The following is a 16,117-nucleotide window of genomic DNA, read 5'->3' as shown; positions in this document are numbered from 1 at the left end:
ATTGCTTGACGACCATAGAGCGTTGGAACCACCTGATCCCATCCCGAACTCAGCAGTGAAACGACGCATCGCCGATGGTAGTGTGGGGTTTCCCCATGTGAGAGTAGGTCATCGTCAAGCGCCTATCTCAAAGCCCCTGGTCAGCATCGCTGGCCGGGGGCTTTGCTTTTGCGCGCGAGAAAGTCGCCAGGCGACAGGATAGGCCCAAACCTGCCGTCTTACAGATGCCATTCCAGGTTCAGGAACGGCGTATTGGCCTCGGTGCCTGGCGTATTGGCGGAGTTGTTGCCGAACTTGTTCTTCCAGTATTCGTAACCTACCCCGGCAAAGAGGGTGCTCTTCTTGCCGAATGCCAGCTCGCCTACGTCTACAAGCACCGCAGCGTGCACCAGCGTCTCGCTCACGGTGTTGTTGCCGAAGCCGTCCTTGCCCTTGGGTGGGACGAAGTTGGCAAACCCCTTGAACTTCAGCGATACCGAGCCGAGCTGGAAGGGCGTGTCCCAGGCGGTTTCCACATAGTACGTATCGTCGAAGCGGATATCGTGCTCCTGGGCGAACGACAAGCCATTGTGGTTCTTCTCGGTGCGGTACATCAGGCTCAGGTCCCAGAAGCCCGGTACATCGAAATTGAGGGTCGGGCCGACGACGAACATGCGTTTTTCCGGCGCGAACGCGGTGTTCTTGGTGTTCCAGTCGAGGCCGGCCGACAGCGACCAGTCCCGAACGGGGCCCCACTTGAAGTCCTGGCCTGAAATCTTGTTGAGCGACAGTTGATGGCGGTACACCACATAGAATTCCGTGGCGCCGTCGTTGCTGTCTTCGGCGGGATCGGTGCTGTCGGAAAACAACGCCTGTATGTCGAGAAAGTTGCCGCCGTACTGGTATCCGTCAACATAGGTGAATTCGACGATGTTCTTGGCGATCGAATCATCGATTCCCGGCTCGGCAAAGCGAGTGCCGTACAAGTAGCTGAAAGAGCTGTCGCTCCACTCGGCCGCTTGTGCGGAAGCGATCGCAGTCAACGATAGAACACCGATGGCAAAGGCCTGGCAGGCAGGTAACGTGCGTTTCTGCATTTTCTGTTTCCCTTGAGTCATCACCCCGTTCGGCGCGGGGGACTTTTTATTTTTCTCGGTGAGGCTTTGCGCAGGACGTGCGTCTACCGGCACGGCGCAATGAGCCGGACATGTCGAGTTGTCCCGAGGGGGAAGCCGTAGGAGTCCGGCCTTAAGGCCGCCATCGCTGACAAGCCGGCTCCTACGAGAAGGGTGGGTGGATCAGTCGTCGACCTGCATCAGCTGTTGCACCCCGTCCCAGGCTTCGGCACGCATCCGTTCCAGGTCCAGGCCCGGAATCACGCCGCCGTCGACCACCAGCCGCCCCCCGACCATGCTGTAGCGCACGGTAATCGGCTCGCCTGCAGCGACCGGCGCCAGCGCGGTATCGTGGAAGCCGAAGAAGCGCGGATGGTCCAGGCCGTAGATCACCAGGTCCGCTGCCTGTCCGACTTCCAGGGTGCCGACCGAGTCCAGCCCCAGCACTTTTGCCCCTCCGGCCGTTCCCCAGTGGATCACGTCCTCAGCCGTGGTGGCTGACGCGCCTTGCTCCGCGCGATGGATCAGCCAGGCCGTATGTGCTTCGCCAACCATGCTTCCGGATTCGTTCGAGGCCACGCCGTCGACCCCGAGGGAAATCGGCACACCGGCCTCGTACATCTGCGGCACCGGTGCGATACCGCTGCCCAACCGTGCGTTGCTCACCGGGCAGTGGGAAATGCCGGTGCCGGTTTGCGCGAGCATACGGATCTCGCCTGGCTGCAGATGGACCGCATGGGCGAACCAGACGTCAGGGCCGAGCCATTCGTGTTCGGCGACGAACTCCACGGGCAGGCAGTTGTATTTTTCGCGGCAGAAGTTGACGTAGTTCTGCGTCTCGGAAAGATGCGTGTGCAGTCGCAGGCCGAGGCCGCGTGCGGAGTGGGCCAGTTCGCGCAGCAGTGTTGGCGGCAGCGAGAAGGTCGGCGTGGTCGGCGCCACCACTATCCGGCGCATCGCATCCGGGGTGTCCTGGTGGTACAGCGATTTGAGTCGCTCGATGTCGCCGACCATCTGATCCAGGGTCTCCGGTTGCAGCGCCGTTTTCGAGAATCCCGGGTGTGCGCTGGCCGACTCCAGCGCTCCGCCCCGGCACAGAGCGAAGCGCATCCCGAATGTCTCGGCCATGTCGAACAGCAGGTCGCCGGTCTCGGTGGTGCCGTTGGCGTGGTAGAGGTAATGGTGATCGGCGCAGGTCGTAACCCCGGACAGCAACAGTTCGGCCATGCCCAGCCGCGCAGCGATCCGCGCCAGTTGCGGGGTGAAGAGGTTCAGGCGTGGATAGGGCACGCTGGCCAACCAGCCTTGCAGGTCCTGGTTCATCCCCTCCGGTACTGCCTTGAGCAGGTTCTGGAACAGGTGATGGTGGGTGTTGATCCAGCCCGGATACACCACCGAGTCACGGGCGTCGATGACCCGCTCCCCCGGTTGCGCCGTGAGGCCCACCGCCATTTCGGCGATGCGACCGTTGACGACGCGGATGTCTACGCCGCCAGCCCGGGCGCGCGGACCGCGCAACCCGGTCATCACCGCCAGGGGATTCTTGATCAGGGTGTTCTGCAGTTGAGTCATGGGCTTCTCCAGTCAGAGGGTGTGGGAGGCAGACTTGCTGGCTGTACTGTCGGGGGCGCTGACGCCATTGAGCGCCGCGTTGAGCAGCACCGACACCAGGCAGGCGATCACCACGCTGCTGTGCAGGAACGGCTGAGACCACTCGGGCAGTTGCTTGAACAGGGTCGGCGCCATCACCGGCACCAGGGCGGCCACGATGGTGAAACCGACGATCAGGACGTTGTAGCGGTTGCGCTCGTAATCGACCTTGGCCAGGGTCTGGATGCCGGCCGCCGCGACCACGCCGAACATGGCGACTCCGGCGCCGCCGAGGGCCGCGGTGGGCATCGAGGCGATGATCGCCCCGGCCTTGGGCACCAGCGCCACCGAGCACATCAGCAGCCCGCTGATCGCCACCACCCAGCGGCTGCGCACGCCGGTGAGGATCACCAGCCCGACGTTCTCCATGAAGGCAATGAACGGAAACGCTGCGAACATCCCGGCGATGGTGCTCGCCAGCCCGTTGGCGCGCAGGCCGCCGATCACCTGTTTCTCGCTCACCGGTTTATCGACGATGTCGCCGATGGCGACGAACAGCCCCATGGACTCGACCATCTGCACGATCATCACCACCACCATGGTCGCGATCGGGATCAGGCTGAAGGTCGGCAGGCCGAAGTGGAAGGGGTAGGGCACGGTCAGCCAGGGGGCTTCCTGTACGCTGTGGAAACTGCCCATGCCCAGGCCGTAGGCCAGCCCCGCACCCACCAGCATGCCCATCAGAACCGCCATGTTGCGCATTAGCGGGCCGCCGTAGCGGTTGACCAGCAGGATGGTCGCCAGCACCACCACGGAGACGGCCAGGTAGGTCGGCGCGCCGAAATCGCTGGCGTGGCGGCCGCCGCCGATCCACTCGTAGGCGATCGGGAACAGCTGCAGGCCGATCACCGTGACGATGCAGCCGGTGACCACCGGTGGGAAGTACCGGCGCAATCGACCCACGAGAGGCGCGGCGAGCAGGGTGAATATCCCCGCGCCGATCACCGCTCCGCAAACCCCGGCGAACCCCACCTGCGGGTCGCTGCCGATGGCGATGACCGGGCCGACGCTGCTGAAGGCCACGCCCTGGAGGATCGGCAGGCGCACGCCGAACTTCCAGAAGCCGACACACTGCAGCAGGGTGGCGATCCCGGAGCAGAAGAGTGTGGTGCTGATCAGTACCACGGTATCGGCTTCGGACATTTTCAAGGCGCTGGCGACAATCAACGGCACGGCGATGGCGCCGATGTACGAGACGGCCATGTGTTGCAGGCCGAGGGTGAGCATTTGCCGGACCGGTAATACCTGGTCGACCGGGTGGACGGTGGAGACGGTACTGGCTGACGACATGGGGAATCACCTCTTGCTGTTTTTATTGGGTAGAGAGGGGTATTCGTTCTGCGTGCCCGGAGCCGCCATCCACCGGCGCCGATGCTTTTTTCTCAGCCGGCCAGGCAGGCCGCGAATCCTTGGTTCAACGCCGCACGATCCAGGTCGCGGCCGATGAACACGATCTTGCTGGAGCGCTGTTCCGTGCCCCACGAGGTGGAGGCGCGGAACTCGACGAGGCTGTGCACGCCTTGCAGCACGTAGCGCTGATCCTGGTCCTTGACCGCCAGCACGCCTTTCATGCGGTAGAGGTTGTCGGCCTGCTGGACGCGCAGTTCGCTGATCCAGCGGTGGAAGGCGCCCAGGTTCACCGCGCCGTCCACGGCGATGCCGACGGAGGAAACGCTGGGGTCGTGGTCATGCTCCAGATCGTCGTGGTCGTGATGATGCTCATCGGCGTGGTGATCGTGGTCGGAGCCGATCTCCATCAGCTTCTGGGTGGCCTCGAAGGCACCGACACCGAGGATCTTCGACAGGTCGATCTCGGCGTAGCTGGAGGTCACCAGGTCCGCCGTGGCATTCAAGCCGCGAATCTTCTCGCTCAGGCTCGCCACTTCGGCGTCGCTGACCAGATCGATCTTGTTGATGACGATCCGGTCGGCACAGACGATCTGGTCCACGGCCTGGTTGTCCGCGCCGTCGAGTTGCAGATCCTCCAGGTGCTGGGTGATGTGCTTGGCGTCGACCATGGCCACGATGGCGTCCAGTTCCACTTCTTCGGCAATCGGGTCGTTGATGAAGAAGCTCTGAGCCACCGGGTACGGGTCGGCCAGGCCGCTGGTTTCGATCAGGATGTGATCGAGGCGCACCGGACGTGCCACCAGTTCGCGGACGATGCGCACCAGGTCCTCGCGGACCTCCGCGGTGCAGCACACGCAGCCGTTGACCATCTCGTAGATTTCCTCGGTCTCGGAGCTGAGCACCAGGTCGCCGTCGATGCCGACTTCGCCGAACTCGTTTTCGATCACGGCAATCCTGCGACCGTGGTTTTCCTTGAGGATGTAGTTGAGCAGCGTGGTTTTGCCGGCGCCGAGGAAGCCGGTGAGGATGGTGACCGGAATCTTGCGGTTCGGGGTCGGTTGCTGGAGTGGGCTGTTCATGCGAGCTCCTTCGATGGGGAGAAATGGCCGGTGGACGCCGGGCCGGGCTCACCCCAGCGCAGCGCGGTACCGGCGTCGAGGCCGAACAGGTCGAGGACACGGCCGAGGCTGTGATCGACCATTTGCGAAAGGGTGTGCGGGCGGGCATAGAAGGCCGGCACCGGCGGAGCGATGATTCCGCCCATCTCGGTGACGGCGGTCATGTTGCGCAGGTGCGCCAGGGTCAACGGCGTCTCCCGGGCCATCAGCACCAGTGTCCGGCGCTCCTTGAGGGTGACGTCGGCGGCGCGGCCGATCAGGCCGGTGGAGGTGCCGGTGGCGATTTCCGCCAGGGTGCGCATGGAGCACGGCGCGACCACCATGCCCAGGCAGCGGAACGAACCGCTGGCGATGCCGGCGGCGACGTCGTCGGCGCGGTGGTAGTGGCTGGCCAGTGCGGTGACGTCCGCCAGTTTGTAGTCGGTTTCATGGGCCATGGTCAGCAGCGCGGCACGGCTGATGATCAGGTGGCTTTCGATGTTCAGCTCGGCCAGCAATTCCAGCAGTCGCACGCCGTAGATGAAGCCCGACGCACCGCTGATGCCGACCACCATCCGCTGGCGGCTCATGACGGGATGCTCTTGAGCAGATCGCGTGCGCGCTCGACCACCTCCTGGTCCAGTTGCGCCTTGATACCGTCGAAGCCCGAACCGCGGGTGGCATCCAGGCCCATCCGCGACGTGGTGCCATTGACCGAGGAGGAGGGGTCCAGCGGACTGCCGGGCAAACCGTCGACGACGAAGATGTCCTGGTGCGGCTGGAAGTGAGTCGCCAGCGCCCACAGCACCTGGCTGTCATCGGTGATGTCGATGTCGCCATCCACCGCGATCACGGTTTTCAGGTACGGGTCCCAGCCCAGCAAGGCGAGCATGATCTGCCGCGCTTCGCCGTCACGGGTCTGGTCCAGTGCCACGTAGCAATGGAAGTGGGTGCCGGAGTTGGGGTAGTGCACGGCGGTGACGGCGGGGAAGCGCGCCTTGAGCTTCTCGCTCATCTCCGCTTCCCGCGGCAGCCTCGCCAGGGTCAGGTGCTCGGCGTAGCGTCCGCCGACCACGTCCACCAGCCAGGCGTCCTTGCGGCGCATCAGGGTGTCGACCCGCAGGACATTGTTGGTCGAGCGGTCCGAGGAGTACCCGCTGAACTCGCCGAACGGGCCTTCTTCGGCATACCCGGCCGGGTCTATCGCGCCTTCCAGCACGAACTCGGCGTAGGCCGGCACGCCAATGCCATAGCGCGGGGTCCTGACCAGTTCCAGCGGTGCGCCGAACAGTCCGCCGGCCACGGCGCGCTCGTCACTGCCAAACGGCAGCCGCGCAGCGGCGGCCAGCATGAACAGCGGGTGCGCGCCGACCACCATGGCCACGTGCAGTTCTTCGCCCCGCTCGCGGGCGCTTTGCAGCATGCGCCACAGGTGACCACGGGAATGCAGGCTGGTGGCGAGGGTCTGCCGGGCGTGGCGCATCGAGCGGTGATAGCTCATGTTGGCGATGCCGGTGACCGGGTCCTCGGCGATGATGATTGCGTTGGTGATGTACGGCCCGCGGTCGCTGTCGAAATGCTTGAGCATCGGCAGCAGCGCCAGGTCCAGCGCTTCGCCCTCGAATATCTCGTCGAGTACCGGACCGGTTTCAACATAGCGGGGCGGGATCGGTTGGTTGGCGCGGTTCTGGAAGGTTTCGTGCAACTGCGCCGGGGTGACGCCGAAGATCCGCGCGATGCGGGTCCTGGACGCGAACAGGTTGGTGACCACCGGCACGCCGAGCGTGCCGACGTTCTCGCAGATCAACAGGGGATCGCGGCCTTGCGCGGCCAGGGCATCGACCAGGGCGGTGACCTCCTGGTCGGCGGAAAGGGGGGACTCGATGGTGAGCACATCGTCCGGATACTGCCGGCGATAGCTGTCGATGAAATCGTGGAAATCCTGGGTATCGCCGAGCGTGGAGAGGGGCATGGTTTCACCTCTTGAAAAAAACAGGCGCGCAGGGCCGAGGGCGACGTTCGATCGAGAGGCCAGCGGCCTGCCCGATCGAACACCGGTTCATCTGTGCGCCTGGAAGTCCCGCTGTGTTACAGGTAGGTCTTGCTCAGACGGAGGTCCGCCTCGACCAGGTTCCTGGGCGGCGGTGTCGGCTCGATGCCGCACAGCCGGGCGATGTTGTTGCCCAGGTAGTCCTCGAGGTGGTCCTCGTCGATGCCCAGGCCCTGGGGTGGCGGTGAGCACAGTACCTCCAGTTCCCGCAGCCACATGCCCGGCTCGTTCGGCGGCGAGTCGGTGCCGAACACGATCTTGTTGCGCGGCAGGTCCTTGGCGAACTCGACGATTCGCGACTGGAAGCACCAGCCGGATTCGCAGTACACGTTCGGCGTGTCCATGGCCATCCAGAAGGCCTCGAACGAATAGTTGCCGCCGGTCTGGATGCCGAAGTGGCCGATGATGAAATTGACCATCGGGAATTCGCGGATGATCGGGTAGAACATCGTCGGAATGGTGTAGGGCCCGTCACCGGTGTGGATCAGCACCACGACGTTGTACTTGGCGCAGACCTTCATGGCCGGGCGTAGCCAGTCGAGTGCGCGGTCCGGACGGTAGCCGTGCATGTTGGCGTGCAGCTTGAGCATCTTGAAGCCGTATTCCTTGACGTGGAATTCCAGCTCGGCTGCACCGTTTTCCGGGCCCCAGCGCGGGTTGAAGGTGAAGTTGCCGATGAAGCGGTCCGGGTACTTCACGCAGAGTTCGGCGACATAGGACATGTAGTCGCGCACGCCCTCGCGGCCCCGCCGGTTGCCGTCGCGGTAGCCGGTATTGCCCGGCGGCGGCTGGATGAAGCCCATGTCGATGCGGCGCGGTTTGCCGTTGATCATGTACGGGCCGTCCATCAGCTTGAGCATGCGCTCGCCGGTGAAGGGTTCGCCGGTGTGGCGCCAGGCCTCGTCGACCAGGTTGGTGGGGTGCAGATGGGTATCGATGATCATGGGTTCAGCTCCTGGCCAGTTGAGTCGTGACAGGGCGCTTGAGTTGCGCCTCGGCTTCGGAAACGGAACGCGGCGGCGGAGTCGGTTCTAGCCCGATCATGCGTGCGGTGTTGTTGCCCAGGTATTCCTCGAGGGTGTCCTCGTCGAGGTTCAGGCCCTGGGGCGGCTCATGGCAGAGCACTTCCAGCAGGCGTAGCCACATGCCCGGCTCGTTCGGCGGGGTGTCGGTGCCGAAGAGGATCTTGTGCGTCGGCAGGACCTTGGCGAACTCGACGATCCGCGATTGCAGGCACCAGCCCGACTCGCAGTAGACGTTGGGCAGTTCCATCGCCCATTGCATCGGTTCGAACACGTAGACCCCGCCGGTCTGCACACCGAAGTGGGCCATGATGAAGTTGACGTTGGGGAACTCCTTGATCATCGGAACCCATTCCGATGGGATGCTGTAGGGCCCGTCGCCGGTGTGCAGCTTGACCGGGATGCCCAGCTCGGCGCACTTCTCGAAGGCCGGACGGACCCAGTCCAGCGCACGATCCGGGCGATAGGCGTGCATGTTGGCCTGCATCTGGACCATCTTGAAGCCATGTTCCTTGACATAGCGCTCGATCGCTTCGACGCCGTTCTCCACGCCGCAGCGCGGGTTGTAGACGAAGCAGCCGATGAAGCGGTCCGGGTAGGTCTGGACCATCTTCAGGGTGTAGGCCATGTAGGCGTCGATGGATTCGCGACCGCTGAGTTCGCCGTCGGTCCAGGTGTAGATGGTGTTGCCTTGCGGCGGCTGGATGAAGGCTTTGTCGATGCGGCGAGGTTTGCCGTTGACCATGTACGGGCCATCCATCATCTCCAGCAGACGCTCGCCCGTGAACGGGTCTCCGTCATGCCTCCAGGCCAGGTCAACCTGGTCAGTTGGATAGCAGCTGATATCGATGATCATTGAAGTCGATCTCCTGATAGCGGGGAAGGGAACCTTGCGGTTCACAGCAACCACGTCCCGGAAAATCGGCCGTTTCTATGCGCGCAAGACTCGCGCATTCCCTCGCCTGGTCGCATCCGCTCTGGGACGCTGGCTGCTTGGGGGCAGTATTGGAAGGGGGAGGAAGGTTCGTACAATATTAATTGGGCGAGGTGTTGATATGCGCTCGATATGGGCCTGCTGCCGGCGCGGCGTTGCCCTGTCACCGGCGTGTACGCGGCGGGCTCAGCCCTGGGTTCGCGAGGCCATCCGCTTGATCAGCTCCACCACGGGCGCCACCCGCTCCGCTTGTCCCGGCGGCCATACCGCATACAGGTTGTAGTGCGCCGGAATCTCGGCCTCGTTCAGTTCCACCAGACGCCCTGCGCAGAGTGCATCCGCCGCCAGCAGGCCGCGCACCAGTCCCGCACCGACTCCGGCTTCGGCCGCTGCGATCAGGTTCGCCGCATTGTCGAAGACCATCCGTGCGTTCGGTTCGATCGGCGCCATCCCGACCGCATCCAGCCACGGAATCCACGAGCGCCGCGTATACCCCAGCAGCGGCAGCTCCAGTATCTGCTCCGGGGTGATCGGGACCTGCAATCCATGGCGTTCCAGCAGCGCCGGGGAAGCCACCGCCATCACCCGGTCGCCGCAGATCTGCGTCATCTCGCAGTCCTCCCAGTCGCCATAGCCGTAGCGCAGGGCCAGGTCCACCCGCTCGAAGGAGACGCGCTCGGTACGCGGCATCGACAGCAGCGCCACCTCATGCTCAGGCAGCGCATCGAGCAGTTCCGGCAGCCGTGGATTGAGCCAGCTCTGCGCCAGTTCGGTGTCCACATCGAGGGTCAGGCGTTGCGCCACCCGGCGGTTCTTTACCGACGACAGTGCCCGGTCGATCTGCGCCAGGCCATCGGACAGGACGCTGGCGAACAGCTGCCCGGCATCGGTCAGCTTGCTGCCGCCGCCTTCGCGTACGAACAGCGCCTGGCCGACGAAGTCTTCAAGGGTCCGGATCTGCTGGCTGATCGCGCTGTGGGTCAGGTCGAGTTTGCGCGCAGCGCTGGAGAAGCTGCCGCTGCGGGCGGCCTGGATGAAAGCACTCATGGACTGCACCGACGGGTATCGCTTGTACATGCTGTTAGTCCTGCTTACACACGATGGCAGAAATCGTTGCTGGCCCTAATTTCCCCGGCTTACCACTATTCGGTCACCAGGCCCGCGCAAAGACGGGCCGCTCTCCTGGAGCCTGACAATGATCGAGTTAACGGTAAACGGCGAACGACACGAGCTGGCAGGGACGTCACCGTCCATGCCGCTGTTATGGGTGTTGCGAGACCACCTGAAACTGACCGGCACCAAGTTCGGTTGCGGCATGGGCCTGTGCGGCGCCTGTACGGTGCACCTGGATGGTGTCGCGGTACGTTCCTGCCAACTGCCGGTCGCTGCCGCCGCGGGGCACCGCATCACCACCATCGAAGGCCTCTCGCCCAGCGGACAGCATCCGCTGCAGCTGGCCTGGGTTGCCGAAGATGTCCCGCAATGCGGTTACTGTCAATCCGGTCAGATCATGTCCGCCGCGGCGTTGCTCAACACGGGAGCGGCGGTCACCGACGACTCGATCCGCAATGCCATGTCCGGCAACCTGTGCCGTTGCGGCACTTACGGGCGGATCAACAAAGCCATCAAGCGTGCGGCGTCCGCGCCGAAGGAGGCGTGATGAAGCCTGTCGTCGACATGTCGGTCGAACCCTCGCGCCGGCGCTTTCTCAAGCAGGCGGCCACCGTCGCGTCCGGTCTGGCGATTGCGTTCTATCTGCCCTCGGGCGTCGCGGCGACGGAGGCCAAGGCCACGGCGTCAGACGGCGAATTCGAACCCAATGCCTGGGTGCGGATACTGCCCGACGGCACGGTGAAACTGGTGGTGCACAAACACGATTCCGGCACCGGCACGCAGACCGCTCTCGCGGCGTGCGTGGCTGAGGAGCTGGACGTCAACCCGATGACCGTGCAGGTGATCACCCCGGAGAATCCGTTCTTCGAGGCCTATATCCACCCGATCTGGAAGGTCTACTCCACCGGCGGCAGCACCAGCGTTTCGCTGGAGTACGAGCGCTTGCGCATGGCCGGTGCGACGGCTCGCGCACTGCTGATCACGGCAGCGGCCAGGCAGTGGGGCGTCAGCCCCGAGAGTTGCACCACCGAAGAGGGGCGGGTGGTGCATGCCGACAGTCAGCGCAGCTGTGGTTACGGTGAGTTGGCGGGGCTCGCTGCGCAATTGCCGGCACCCGAGAAGGTCGCGCTGAAGGACCCGCGGCAGTTCAAGTACATCGGCAAGCTGCGGCACAAACGGGATGCGGCGGCCAAGGTTTGCGGGCGCTTCACCTACAGCATCGACGTGACCTTGCCACAGATGCTGGTGGCGGTGGTTCAGCGCGCACCGGTGATCGGCGCGAAAGTGCTGACGGTGGATTCCAGTGCCTCGCTGCAGGTGCCGGGGGTACGCCGGGTGATCGCGATTCCGGGCCGGCCCGACGTACTGGGCGGCAACCAGGAAGGTGTTGCCGTGCTTGCCGACAACTACTGGGCCGCCCATCAGGGACGCGAGTTGTTGAAGGTGCAGTGGAGCGACTCACCCCTGGGTGGGTTCGACAGCGACCAACTGGCCACCGTGCAAGCCGCCGCCATCGACGACAAGGCCGCGCAACGGGTTTCCGCGCTGGCGGCGGGAGACGTCGCGGGGCAATGGCCGAAAGCGGCGAAGCTGCTCGAAGCCGACTACCGCATGCCGTACAAGGTGCAGAACCCGCTGGAGCCGGTGTGCATCACCGCGCAGGTGTCGAACAACGCCATCGTCTACTGGGGCGGGGTACAGGTGCCGTCGTCGGCGCTGGAAGCCGCGGAAAAGGTGTGCGGGATCGCCAAGGACAAGGTCACCATCAATGAGTTGGTCTCCGGCGGCAGTTTCGGTGCGCGGGAGTCCAAGTACTGGCTCTTCGAGGTGGCGTATCTCGCACGGCAGGCCGGGGTGCCGGTCAAGCTGATGAACAGCCGTGAAGACGAAATGCGCGCGCTGTTCATGCACCCGGCCACCTTGCACCGGGCCAAGGGTGCACTGGACGCTGACGGGCGCTTGACCGCCCTGCAACTCAACGCGGTCTCGCCGGCCTCGCCGGAACAGTGGGAGCCAGGCTATTTCGAGCGGCCGGACCACATGGACTACAGCACCACCGAGGCCATTACCGCCTGGGACTTTGCCTACCGGCCGGCGAACCTGGACCTGGCCTGGGTCAAGCATGAAAGCGGAGTGCCCAGCGGCTGGTATCGTTCGGTGAGCTTCATCCCCAACGTGTTCGCCGTGGAAAGCTTCATGGACGAGCTGGCCCATGGCGCCGGGCAGGACCCGCTGGCGTTTCGCCTGGCCAACATGCACGAACGGCCCCGGCATGTCGCAGTGCTCAAGCGCGCTGCCGAGCGCGCCGGCTGGGGCCAGTCGCTGCCGGAGGGAACGGCATTGGGCATTGCCGCCAACCAGGGTTACACCAGCTTCATTGCGGTGGTCGCCCGGCTTTCCCGAAAGGACGGTGCCATCAGCGTCGACAAGCTCACCTGCGTGGTCGATTGCGGTTTGGCCGTGTCGCCAGGGGGCGTCGAAGAGCAGATCTACGGCGGCCTGATGTGGGGACTCGGCCACGCGCTGTTCGATCGCATGGACATCAAGCAGGGGCGGGTGGTGCAGAGCAACTTCCACGACTACCGGGTGACCCGCATGTCGGACATGCCGGCCGTGGACATCCTGGTGTTGGACGGCGAGCCGGGCAAACCTGGCGGCGTCGGTGAGCTGGGCAGCCCGTCGGTGGCTCCGGCCATCGCCAATGCCCTGTTCAGCCTGACCGGCGTGCGCCAGCGCTCGACGCCACTGACCCTGGGGTAGCCGCCATGGACCTGCGATTGCTGCGGTATTTCATGGCGCTGGCCGAAGAGCTGCACTTCGGTCGGGCGGCCGCGCGTCTGCACATTTCCCAGCCGCCGCTGAGCCAGCAGATCCGGCTGCTGGAAGAGGAGCTGGGGACGCCGCTGTTCGAGCGCAGCCACCACCGGGTGGAACTGACGGCGGCCGGACAGGTGCTCAAGGAACAGGCGCCACTGGTGTTCGGGCAACTGGATCGCGCGCTGGACTTGACCCGTCAGACCGGGCGAGGCCAGTTGGGCGAGCTGGAAATCGGCATGATCAGCTCGGTGATGATCGGCGTGCTGCCACGGGCCCTGCACCTGTTCCGCGAGCGCTATCCGCAGGTGTCCTGGCGCCTGCATGAAATGACCCCGGCGGCCCAGGTCAAGGCGCTGAAGGAAAAGCGCATCGACGCCTGCGTGTTCCGGGTCGGTTACGACGATCCGCAGTTGCGTAATGAGCTGCTGCTCTACGAGCCGATCCGGGTGGTCATGCCGGCCGACCATCCGTTGGCCCGGCGTGACAGCCTGGCGCCGGCGGACCTGGCGCAGGAGCCTTTCGTGGCGCTGGAGCTCAAGCAGTCGCGCTTTGCCGACTTCCTCTATCAGTGCTGCATCAAGGCCGGGTTCACCCCGCAAATCCGCCAGCAGGTCATCGAGGTGCAGACGTTGCTCAGCCTGGTGCGGGCCGGTTTTGGTGTGGCGCTGTTGCCCGCATCGATCGAGCCGATGGCGCCAGCCGGGCTGGTGTTTCGGCGCCTGCTGCCAGCGCTGCCGGAGGTGCCCCTGTATGCCACCTACCGGGCGGATGACAACTCGCCGGTGATCAAGCTGTTCCTTGATACGTTGCGTGAGCTGGTCGCCGAGGACGAAAGCAGACGCAACGGGGCGTGCCTGCAGGAGTAGCCGCAGGGGGCGACTTGTTGATCCTGCTGCGGGCCTGCATCGATTCTGCAGGCCCGCAGCCCCGGTCAGATCCCCGGCATCGGCACGAACCCGGGCAACTGCTGGATCCTGTCGATCCAGTGCGCGATGTGGGTATAGGGCGCCAGGTCGATACCGCCTTCGGGCGCCAGCGCGACATAGGGGAACACCGCACAGTCGGCAATGGTCGGGCGGGAAAGCGCCAGCCAGTCGTGCTTGGCCAGGTGCGCGTCCAGCAGCGGCAGGATGCGGGCGGCGCGGGCGAGGGTGTCGGCCTTGTCGATGTCATAGCCGAACTTGTCTACCAGCCGTGCGGCGCAGGGGCCGTTCTGGATCTCGTTGGCCGCCGTCGAGAGCCATTGCATGATCTCCGCTTGCAGGTGCGGCTCCACCGGCCACCAGGCCGCACCACCATAGGTGCCGGCCAGGTACACCAGGATTGCCTGCGAATCGCGCAGCACTCGCTGGCCATCCACCAGAATAGGCAGCTCGCCCCAGGGGTTGAGGTCGATCAGCGGCGCGCGCTTGTGCTCGCCGCCGAGAAAGTCCACGGGGACGATTTCCAGGTCCAGTTTTGCCAGGTGGGCGAACAGGCGGACCTTGTAGCAGTTGCCGGACAGTTCCAGGTCATAGAGCTTCATGACGTTTCCTTGTTAGTGGCCAATAGCTGGTTGAACTCCAGGACATTGCCGTCGGGGTCGCGAATGAACAGCGCAATGCGACGTGGCCCGATCCGGTGCGGCCCTTCGGTGATGGTGATGCCGCGTTGCAGCAGCCAGCCCTGCAGGGCTTCCAGGTCCTCCACGATGAAGGCCGGGTGAGTGATGCCGGGCAGCTTGATGGGCGCATCCAGCAGCACATTGTGGGCATTGAGCTGGCGGGCGCCGTTGAAGATCAGGTTGATGCGCACGCCGCTGGGGGCAAGCATCTCATTCGCTTCGAAGTCGCTGAAACGCATGGTTTCGACGAACCCCAGCGCCTCGTAGAACGCCAGGGCACGGCTGCGGTCGCTGACGCGGATGCCGATGTGATCATAGGCTATGACGGGCGACGGGTTGCGCAGGCTGGCGGAGGCATCAGCATTCATGGCGGGACATCACGCAAGGCTTGGATGCGCCCAGTGTGTCCATTGACGGCGGTTTCACCAATGCCTGTAAGCTGACAACACTATTGCGCTTACTGCACAGACGAGGCCCGACATTGGACCGATTGAAAGCCATGGCAACCCTGGTGCGGATTGTCGACAGCGGCAGCCTCAGTGCTGCGGCGAACGCCTCCGGGCAGTCCACGGCATCGGTGGTTCGTACCCTGGCGGCGCTGGAGAAGCACCTCGGCACACGACTGATCAATCGCACGACCCGACGCCTGGCCCTGACCGACGAAGGCACCGAGTTCCTCGCCTGGAGCCGGCGGATACTGGCGGAGTTCGATGAGGTCGAACATGGCTTCGATGCACGGCGCAAAAGCCCGGGTGGCCTGCTGCGCATCACGGTGCCGGTCGAGTTCGGACGCCGCTACGTCGCGCCACTGGTCAACGAATTCCTGGCCTTGCATCCCTCCATCCAGGTCGAGCTGATCCTGCTCGATCGTCTGGTCGACCTGCTGGAGGAGGGCATCGAGCTGGCGATTCGCATCGGGCAGCTGCCGGACTCTTCACTGGTGACGACGCCCCTGGGGCATACCCGCCTGGTGCATTGCGCCAGCCCGGCATACCTGCAGGACAAAGGCACACCGCGGCAGCCATCGGACCTGCAGGATCATGCCTGCGTTGCCTTCGCGCCCCAGGGCAAACACTGGCAATTCCTCGAACAGGACACTGTCGTGAGCCGGACCGTTCCGGCGCGCATGACCACCAACCAGATTCAGGTTGCCAGCCTGGCCTGCCAGCAAGGCGTCGGCATCGGCCGGTTGCTGCATTACCAGATCGCCAGCGAGCTGGCCGATGGTCGCCTGGTGCGGGTACTGCCGGCGTTCGAACTAGCGGATATTCCAATCCAGATGGTGTACCCGCACGCTCGGCTGCTGTCGTCGCGGGTGCGGCAGTTCATAGATTGGGCCTCGCCACGGCTGGCGGCGCTGATTCCTGATCCGGCACGGCCCTGAGGC

The 16,117-nt window shown here is 64.6% G+C and carries 15 protein-coding genes and 1 rRNA gene; 5 read left to right on the top strand and 11 right to left on the bottom strand.

Annotated features, from left to right (window positions below; all coding sequences use genetic code 11):
• The first annotated feature begins 4 nt into the window (after positions 1 to 4).
• A 5S ribosomal RNA gene (gene rrf, locus J5M67_RS21155) occupies positions 5 to 120 on the top strand.
• 98 nt (positions 121 to 218) lie between these two features.
• Here the strand turns inward: rrf and J5M67_RS21150 are convergent.
• The 9 genes from J5M67_RS21150 to J5M67_RS21110 form a co-directional block, all read right to left on the bottom strand.
• Positions 219 to 1,076, bottom strand: coding sequence for an outer membrane protein OmpK (locus J5M67_RS21150; protein WP_207887278.1), 858 nt, complete (start codon positions 1,074 to 1,076; stop codon positions 219 to 221).
• 201 nt (positions 1,077 to 1,277) lie between these two features.
• Entirely contained in the window at positions 1,278 to 2,666 is a 1,389-nt protein-coding gene (locus J5M67_RS21145) for an amidohydrolase family protein (RefSeq protein WP_207887277.1), read from the bottom strand.
• A gap of 12 nt (positions 2,667 to 2,678) precedes the next feature.
• The gene (locus J5M67_RS21140; protein WP_207887276.1) at positions 2,679 to 4,034 is read right to left on the bottom strand and encodes a nucleobase:cation symporter-2 family protein; all 1,356 of its coding nucleotides are present in this window, start codon (positions 4,032 to 4,034) and stop codon (positions 2,679 to 2,681) included.
• Positions 4,035 to 4,126: 92 nt separating this feature from the next.
• Positions 4,127 to 5,173 carry a GTP-binding protein gene (locus tag J5M67_RS21135; protein WP_207887275.1) on the bottom strand — a complete coding sequence of 349 codons (1,047 nt, stop codon included), beginning with the start codon at positions 5,171 to 5,173 and terminating at the stop codon, positions 4,127 to 4,129.
• Entirely contained in the window at positions 5,170 to 5,781 is a 612-nt protein-coding gene (locus J5M67_RS21130) for a UbiX family flavin prenyltransferase (protein WP_207887274.1), read from the bottom strand. Before J5M67_RS21130 ends, J5M67_RS21135 begins: the two co-directional genes overlap by 4 nt.
• A complete protein-coding gene (locus tag J5M67_RS21125; protein WP_207887273.1) occupies positions 5,778 to 7,163 on the bottom strand; it encodes a UbiD family decarboxylase in 1,386 nt (461 codons plus the stop codon). Before J5M67_RS21125 ends, J5M67_RS21130 begins: the two co-directional genes overlap by 4 nt.
• A 116-nt stretch (positions 7,164 to 7,279) precedes the next feature.
• On the bottom strand, positions 7,280 to 8,185 hold the full coding sequence (locus J5M67_RS21120; RefSeq protein WP_207887272.1) for an amidohydrolase family protein: 906 nt from the start codon (positions 8,183 to 8,185) through the stop codon (positions 7,280 to 7,282).
• 4 nt (positions 8,186 to 8,189) lie between these two features.
• Positions 8,190 to 9,119: an amidohydrolase family protein gene (locus tag J5M67_RS21115; protein WP_138217011.1), complete on the bottom strand. Its 930-nt coding sequence runs from the start codon at positions 9,117 to 9,119 to the stop codon at positions 8,190 to 8,192.
• Positions 9,120 to 9,383: 264 nt separating this feature from the next.
• Entirely contained in the window at positions 9,384 to 10,274 is an 891-nt protein-coding gene (locus J5M67_RS21110; protein ID WP_207887271.1) for a LysR substrate-binding domain-containing protein, read from the bottom strand.
• A gap of 118 nt (positions 10,275 to 10,392) precedes the next feature.
• Here J5M67_RS21110 and J5M67_RS21105 point away from each other — a divergent pair, with 118 nt between their 5' ends.
• From J5M67_RS21105 to J5M67_RS21095, 3 genes are read left to right on the top strand one after another with little or no spacing between them, the layout of a single operon-like run.
• Positions 10,393 to 10,857: a (2Fe-2S)-binding protein gene (locus tag J5M67_RS21105; protein WP_207887270.1), complete on the top strand. Its 465-nt coding sequence runs from the start codon at positions 10,393 to 10,395 to the stop codon at positions 10,855 to 10,857.
• Positions 10,857 to 13,070 carry a xanthine dehydrogenase family protein molybdopterin-binding subunit gene (locus J5M67_RS21100; protein ID WP_243434786.1) on the top strand — a complete coding sequence of 738 codons (2,214 nt, stop codon included), beginning with the start codon at positions 10,857 to 10,859 and terminating at the stop codon, positions 13,068 to 13,070. Before J5M67_RS21105 ends, J5M67_RS21100 begins: the two co-directional genes overlap by 1 nt.
• A gap of 5 nt (positions 13,071 to 13,075) precedes the next feature.
• Positions 13,076 to 13,993, top strand: coding sequence for a LysR substrate-binding domain-containing protein (locus tag J5M67_RS21095; RefSeq protein ID WP_207887269.1), 918 nt, complete (start codon positions 13,076 to 13,078; stop codon positions 13,991 to 13,993).
• Positions 13,994 to 14,058: 65 nt separating this feature from the next.
• Here the strand turns inward: J5M67_RS21095 and J5M67_RS21090 are convergent, their stop codons facing one another.
• Both J5M67_RS21090 and J5M67_RS21085 read right to left on the bottom strand, forming a co-directional pair.
• A complete protein-coding gene (locus J5M67_RS21090) occupies positions 14,059 to 14,652 on the bottom strand; it encodes a glutathione S-transferase family protein (RefSeq protein WP_207887268.1) in 594 nt (197 codons plus the stop codon).
• Entirely contained in the window at positions 14,649 to 15,098 is a 450-nt protein-coding gene (locus J5M67_RS21085) for a VOC family protein (protein ID WP_207887267.1), read from the bottom strand. Before J5M67_RS21085 ends, J5M67_RS21090 begins: the two co-directional genes overlap by 4 nt.
• A gap of 113 nt (positions 15,099 to 15,211) precedes the next feature.
• Here J5M67_RS21085 and J5M67_RS21080 point away from each other — a divergent pair, with 113 nt between their 5' ends.
• Complete coding sequence (locus J5M67_RS21080; RefSeq protein ID WP_207887266.1) at positions 15,212 to 16,114, top strand: LysR family transcriptional regulator; 903 nt, start codon at positions 15,212 to 15,214, stop codon at positions 16,112 to 16,114.
• Positions 16,115 to 16,117 lie beyond the last annotated feature (3 nt).

The organism is Pseudomonas sp. 30_B (assembly GCF_017491605.1).
GTDB lineage: Bacteria > Pseudomonadota > Gammaproteobacteria > Pseudomonadales > Pseudomonadaceae > Pseudomonas.
Note: the sequence above shows the minus strand (reverse complement) of the source record. Positions and strands in the feature narration are given on the sequence as shown.

Excerpts from the sequence above, each read along its gene's own strand:
- J5M67_RS21115 (WP_138217011.1), bottom strand. The coding sequence starts at position 9,119 with ATGATCATCGATATCAGCTGCTATCCAACTGACCAGGTTGACCTGGCC.
- J5M67_RS21105 (WP_207887270.1), top strand. The coding sequence starts at position 10,393 with ATGATCGAGTTAACGGTAAACGGCGAACGACACGAGCTGGCAGGGACG.
- J5M67_RS21140 (WP_207887276.1), bottom strand. The coding sequence starts at position 4,034 with ATGTCGTCAGCCAGTACCGTCTCCACCGTCCACCCGGTCGACCAGGTA.
- J5M67_RS21125 (WP_207887273.1), bottom strand. The coding sequence starts at position 7,163 with ATGCCCCTCTCCACGCTCGGCGATACCCAGGATTTCCACGATTTCATC.
- J5M67_RS21135 (WP_207887275.1), bottom strand. The coding sequence starts at position 5,173 with ATGAACAGCCCACTCCAGCAACCGACCCCGAACCGCAAGATTCCGGTC.
- J5M67_RS21110 (WP_207887271.1), bottom strand. The coding sequence starts at position 10,274 with ATGTACAAGCGATACCCGTCGGTGCAGTCCATGAGTGCTTTCATCCAG.
- J5M67_RS21150 (WP_207887278.1), bottom strand. The coding sequence starts at position 1,076 with ATGCAGAAACGCACGTTACCTGCCTGCCAGGCCTTTGCCATCGGTGTT.
- J5M67_RS21090 (WP_207887268.1), bottom strand. The coding sequence starts at position 14,652 with ATGAAGCTCTATGACCTGGAACTGTCCGGCAACTGCTACAAGGTCCGC.
- J5M67_RS21095 (WP_207887269.1), top strand. The coding sequence starts at position 13,076 with ATGGACCTGCGATTGCTGCGGTATTTCATGGCGCTGGCCGAAGAGCTG.
- J5M67_RS21145 (WP_207887277.1), bottom strand. The coding sequence starts at position 2,666 with ATGACTCAACTGCAGAACACCCTGATCAAGAATCCCCTGGCGGTGATG.
- J5M67_RS21120 (WP_207887272.1), bottom strand. The coding sequence starts at position 8,185 with ATGATCATCGATACCCATCTGCACCCCACCAACCTGGTCGACGAGGCC.
- J5M67_RS21100 (WP_243434786.1), top strand. The coding sequence starts at position 10,857 with ATGAAGCCTGTCGTCGACATGTCGGTCGAACCCTCGCGCCGGCGCTTT.
- J5M67_RS21130 (WP_207887274.1), bottom strand. The coding sequence starts at position 5,781 with ATGAGCCGCCAGCGGATGGTGGTCGGCATCAGCGGTGCGTCGGGCTTC.
- J5M67_RS21085 (WP_207887267.1), bottom strand. The coding sequence starts at position 15,098 with ATGAATGCTGATGCCTCCGCCAGCCTGCGCAACCCGTCGCCCGTCATA.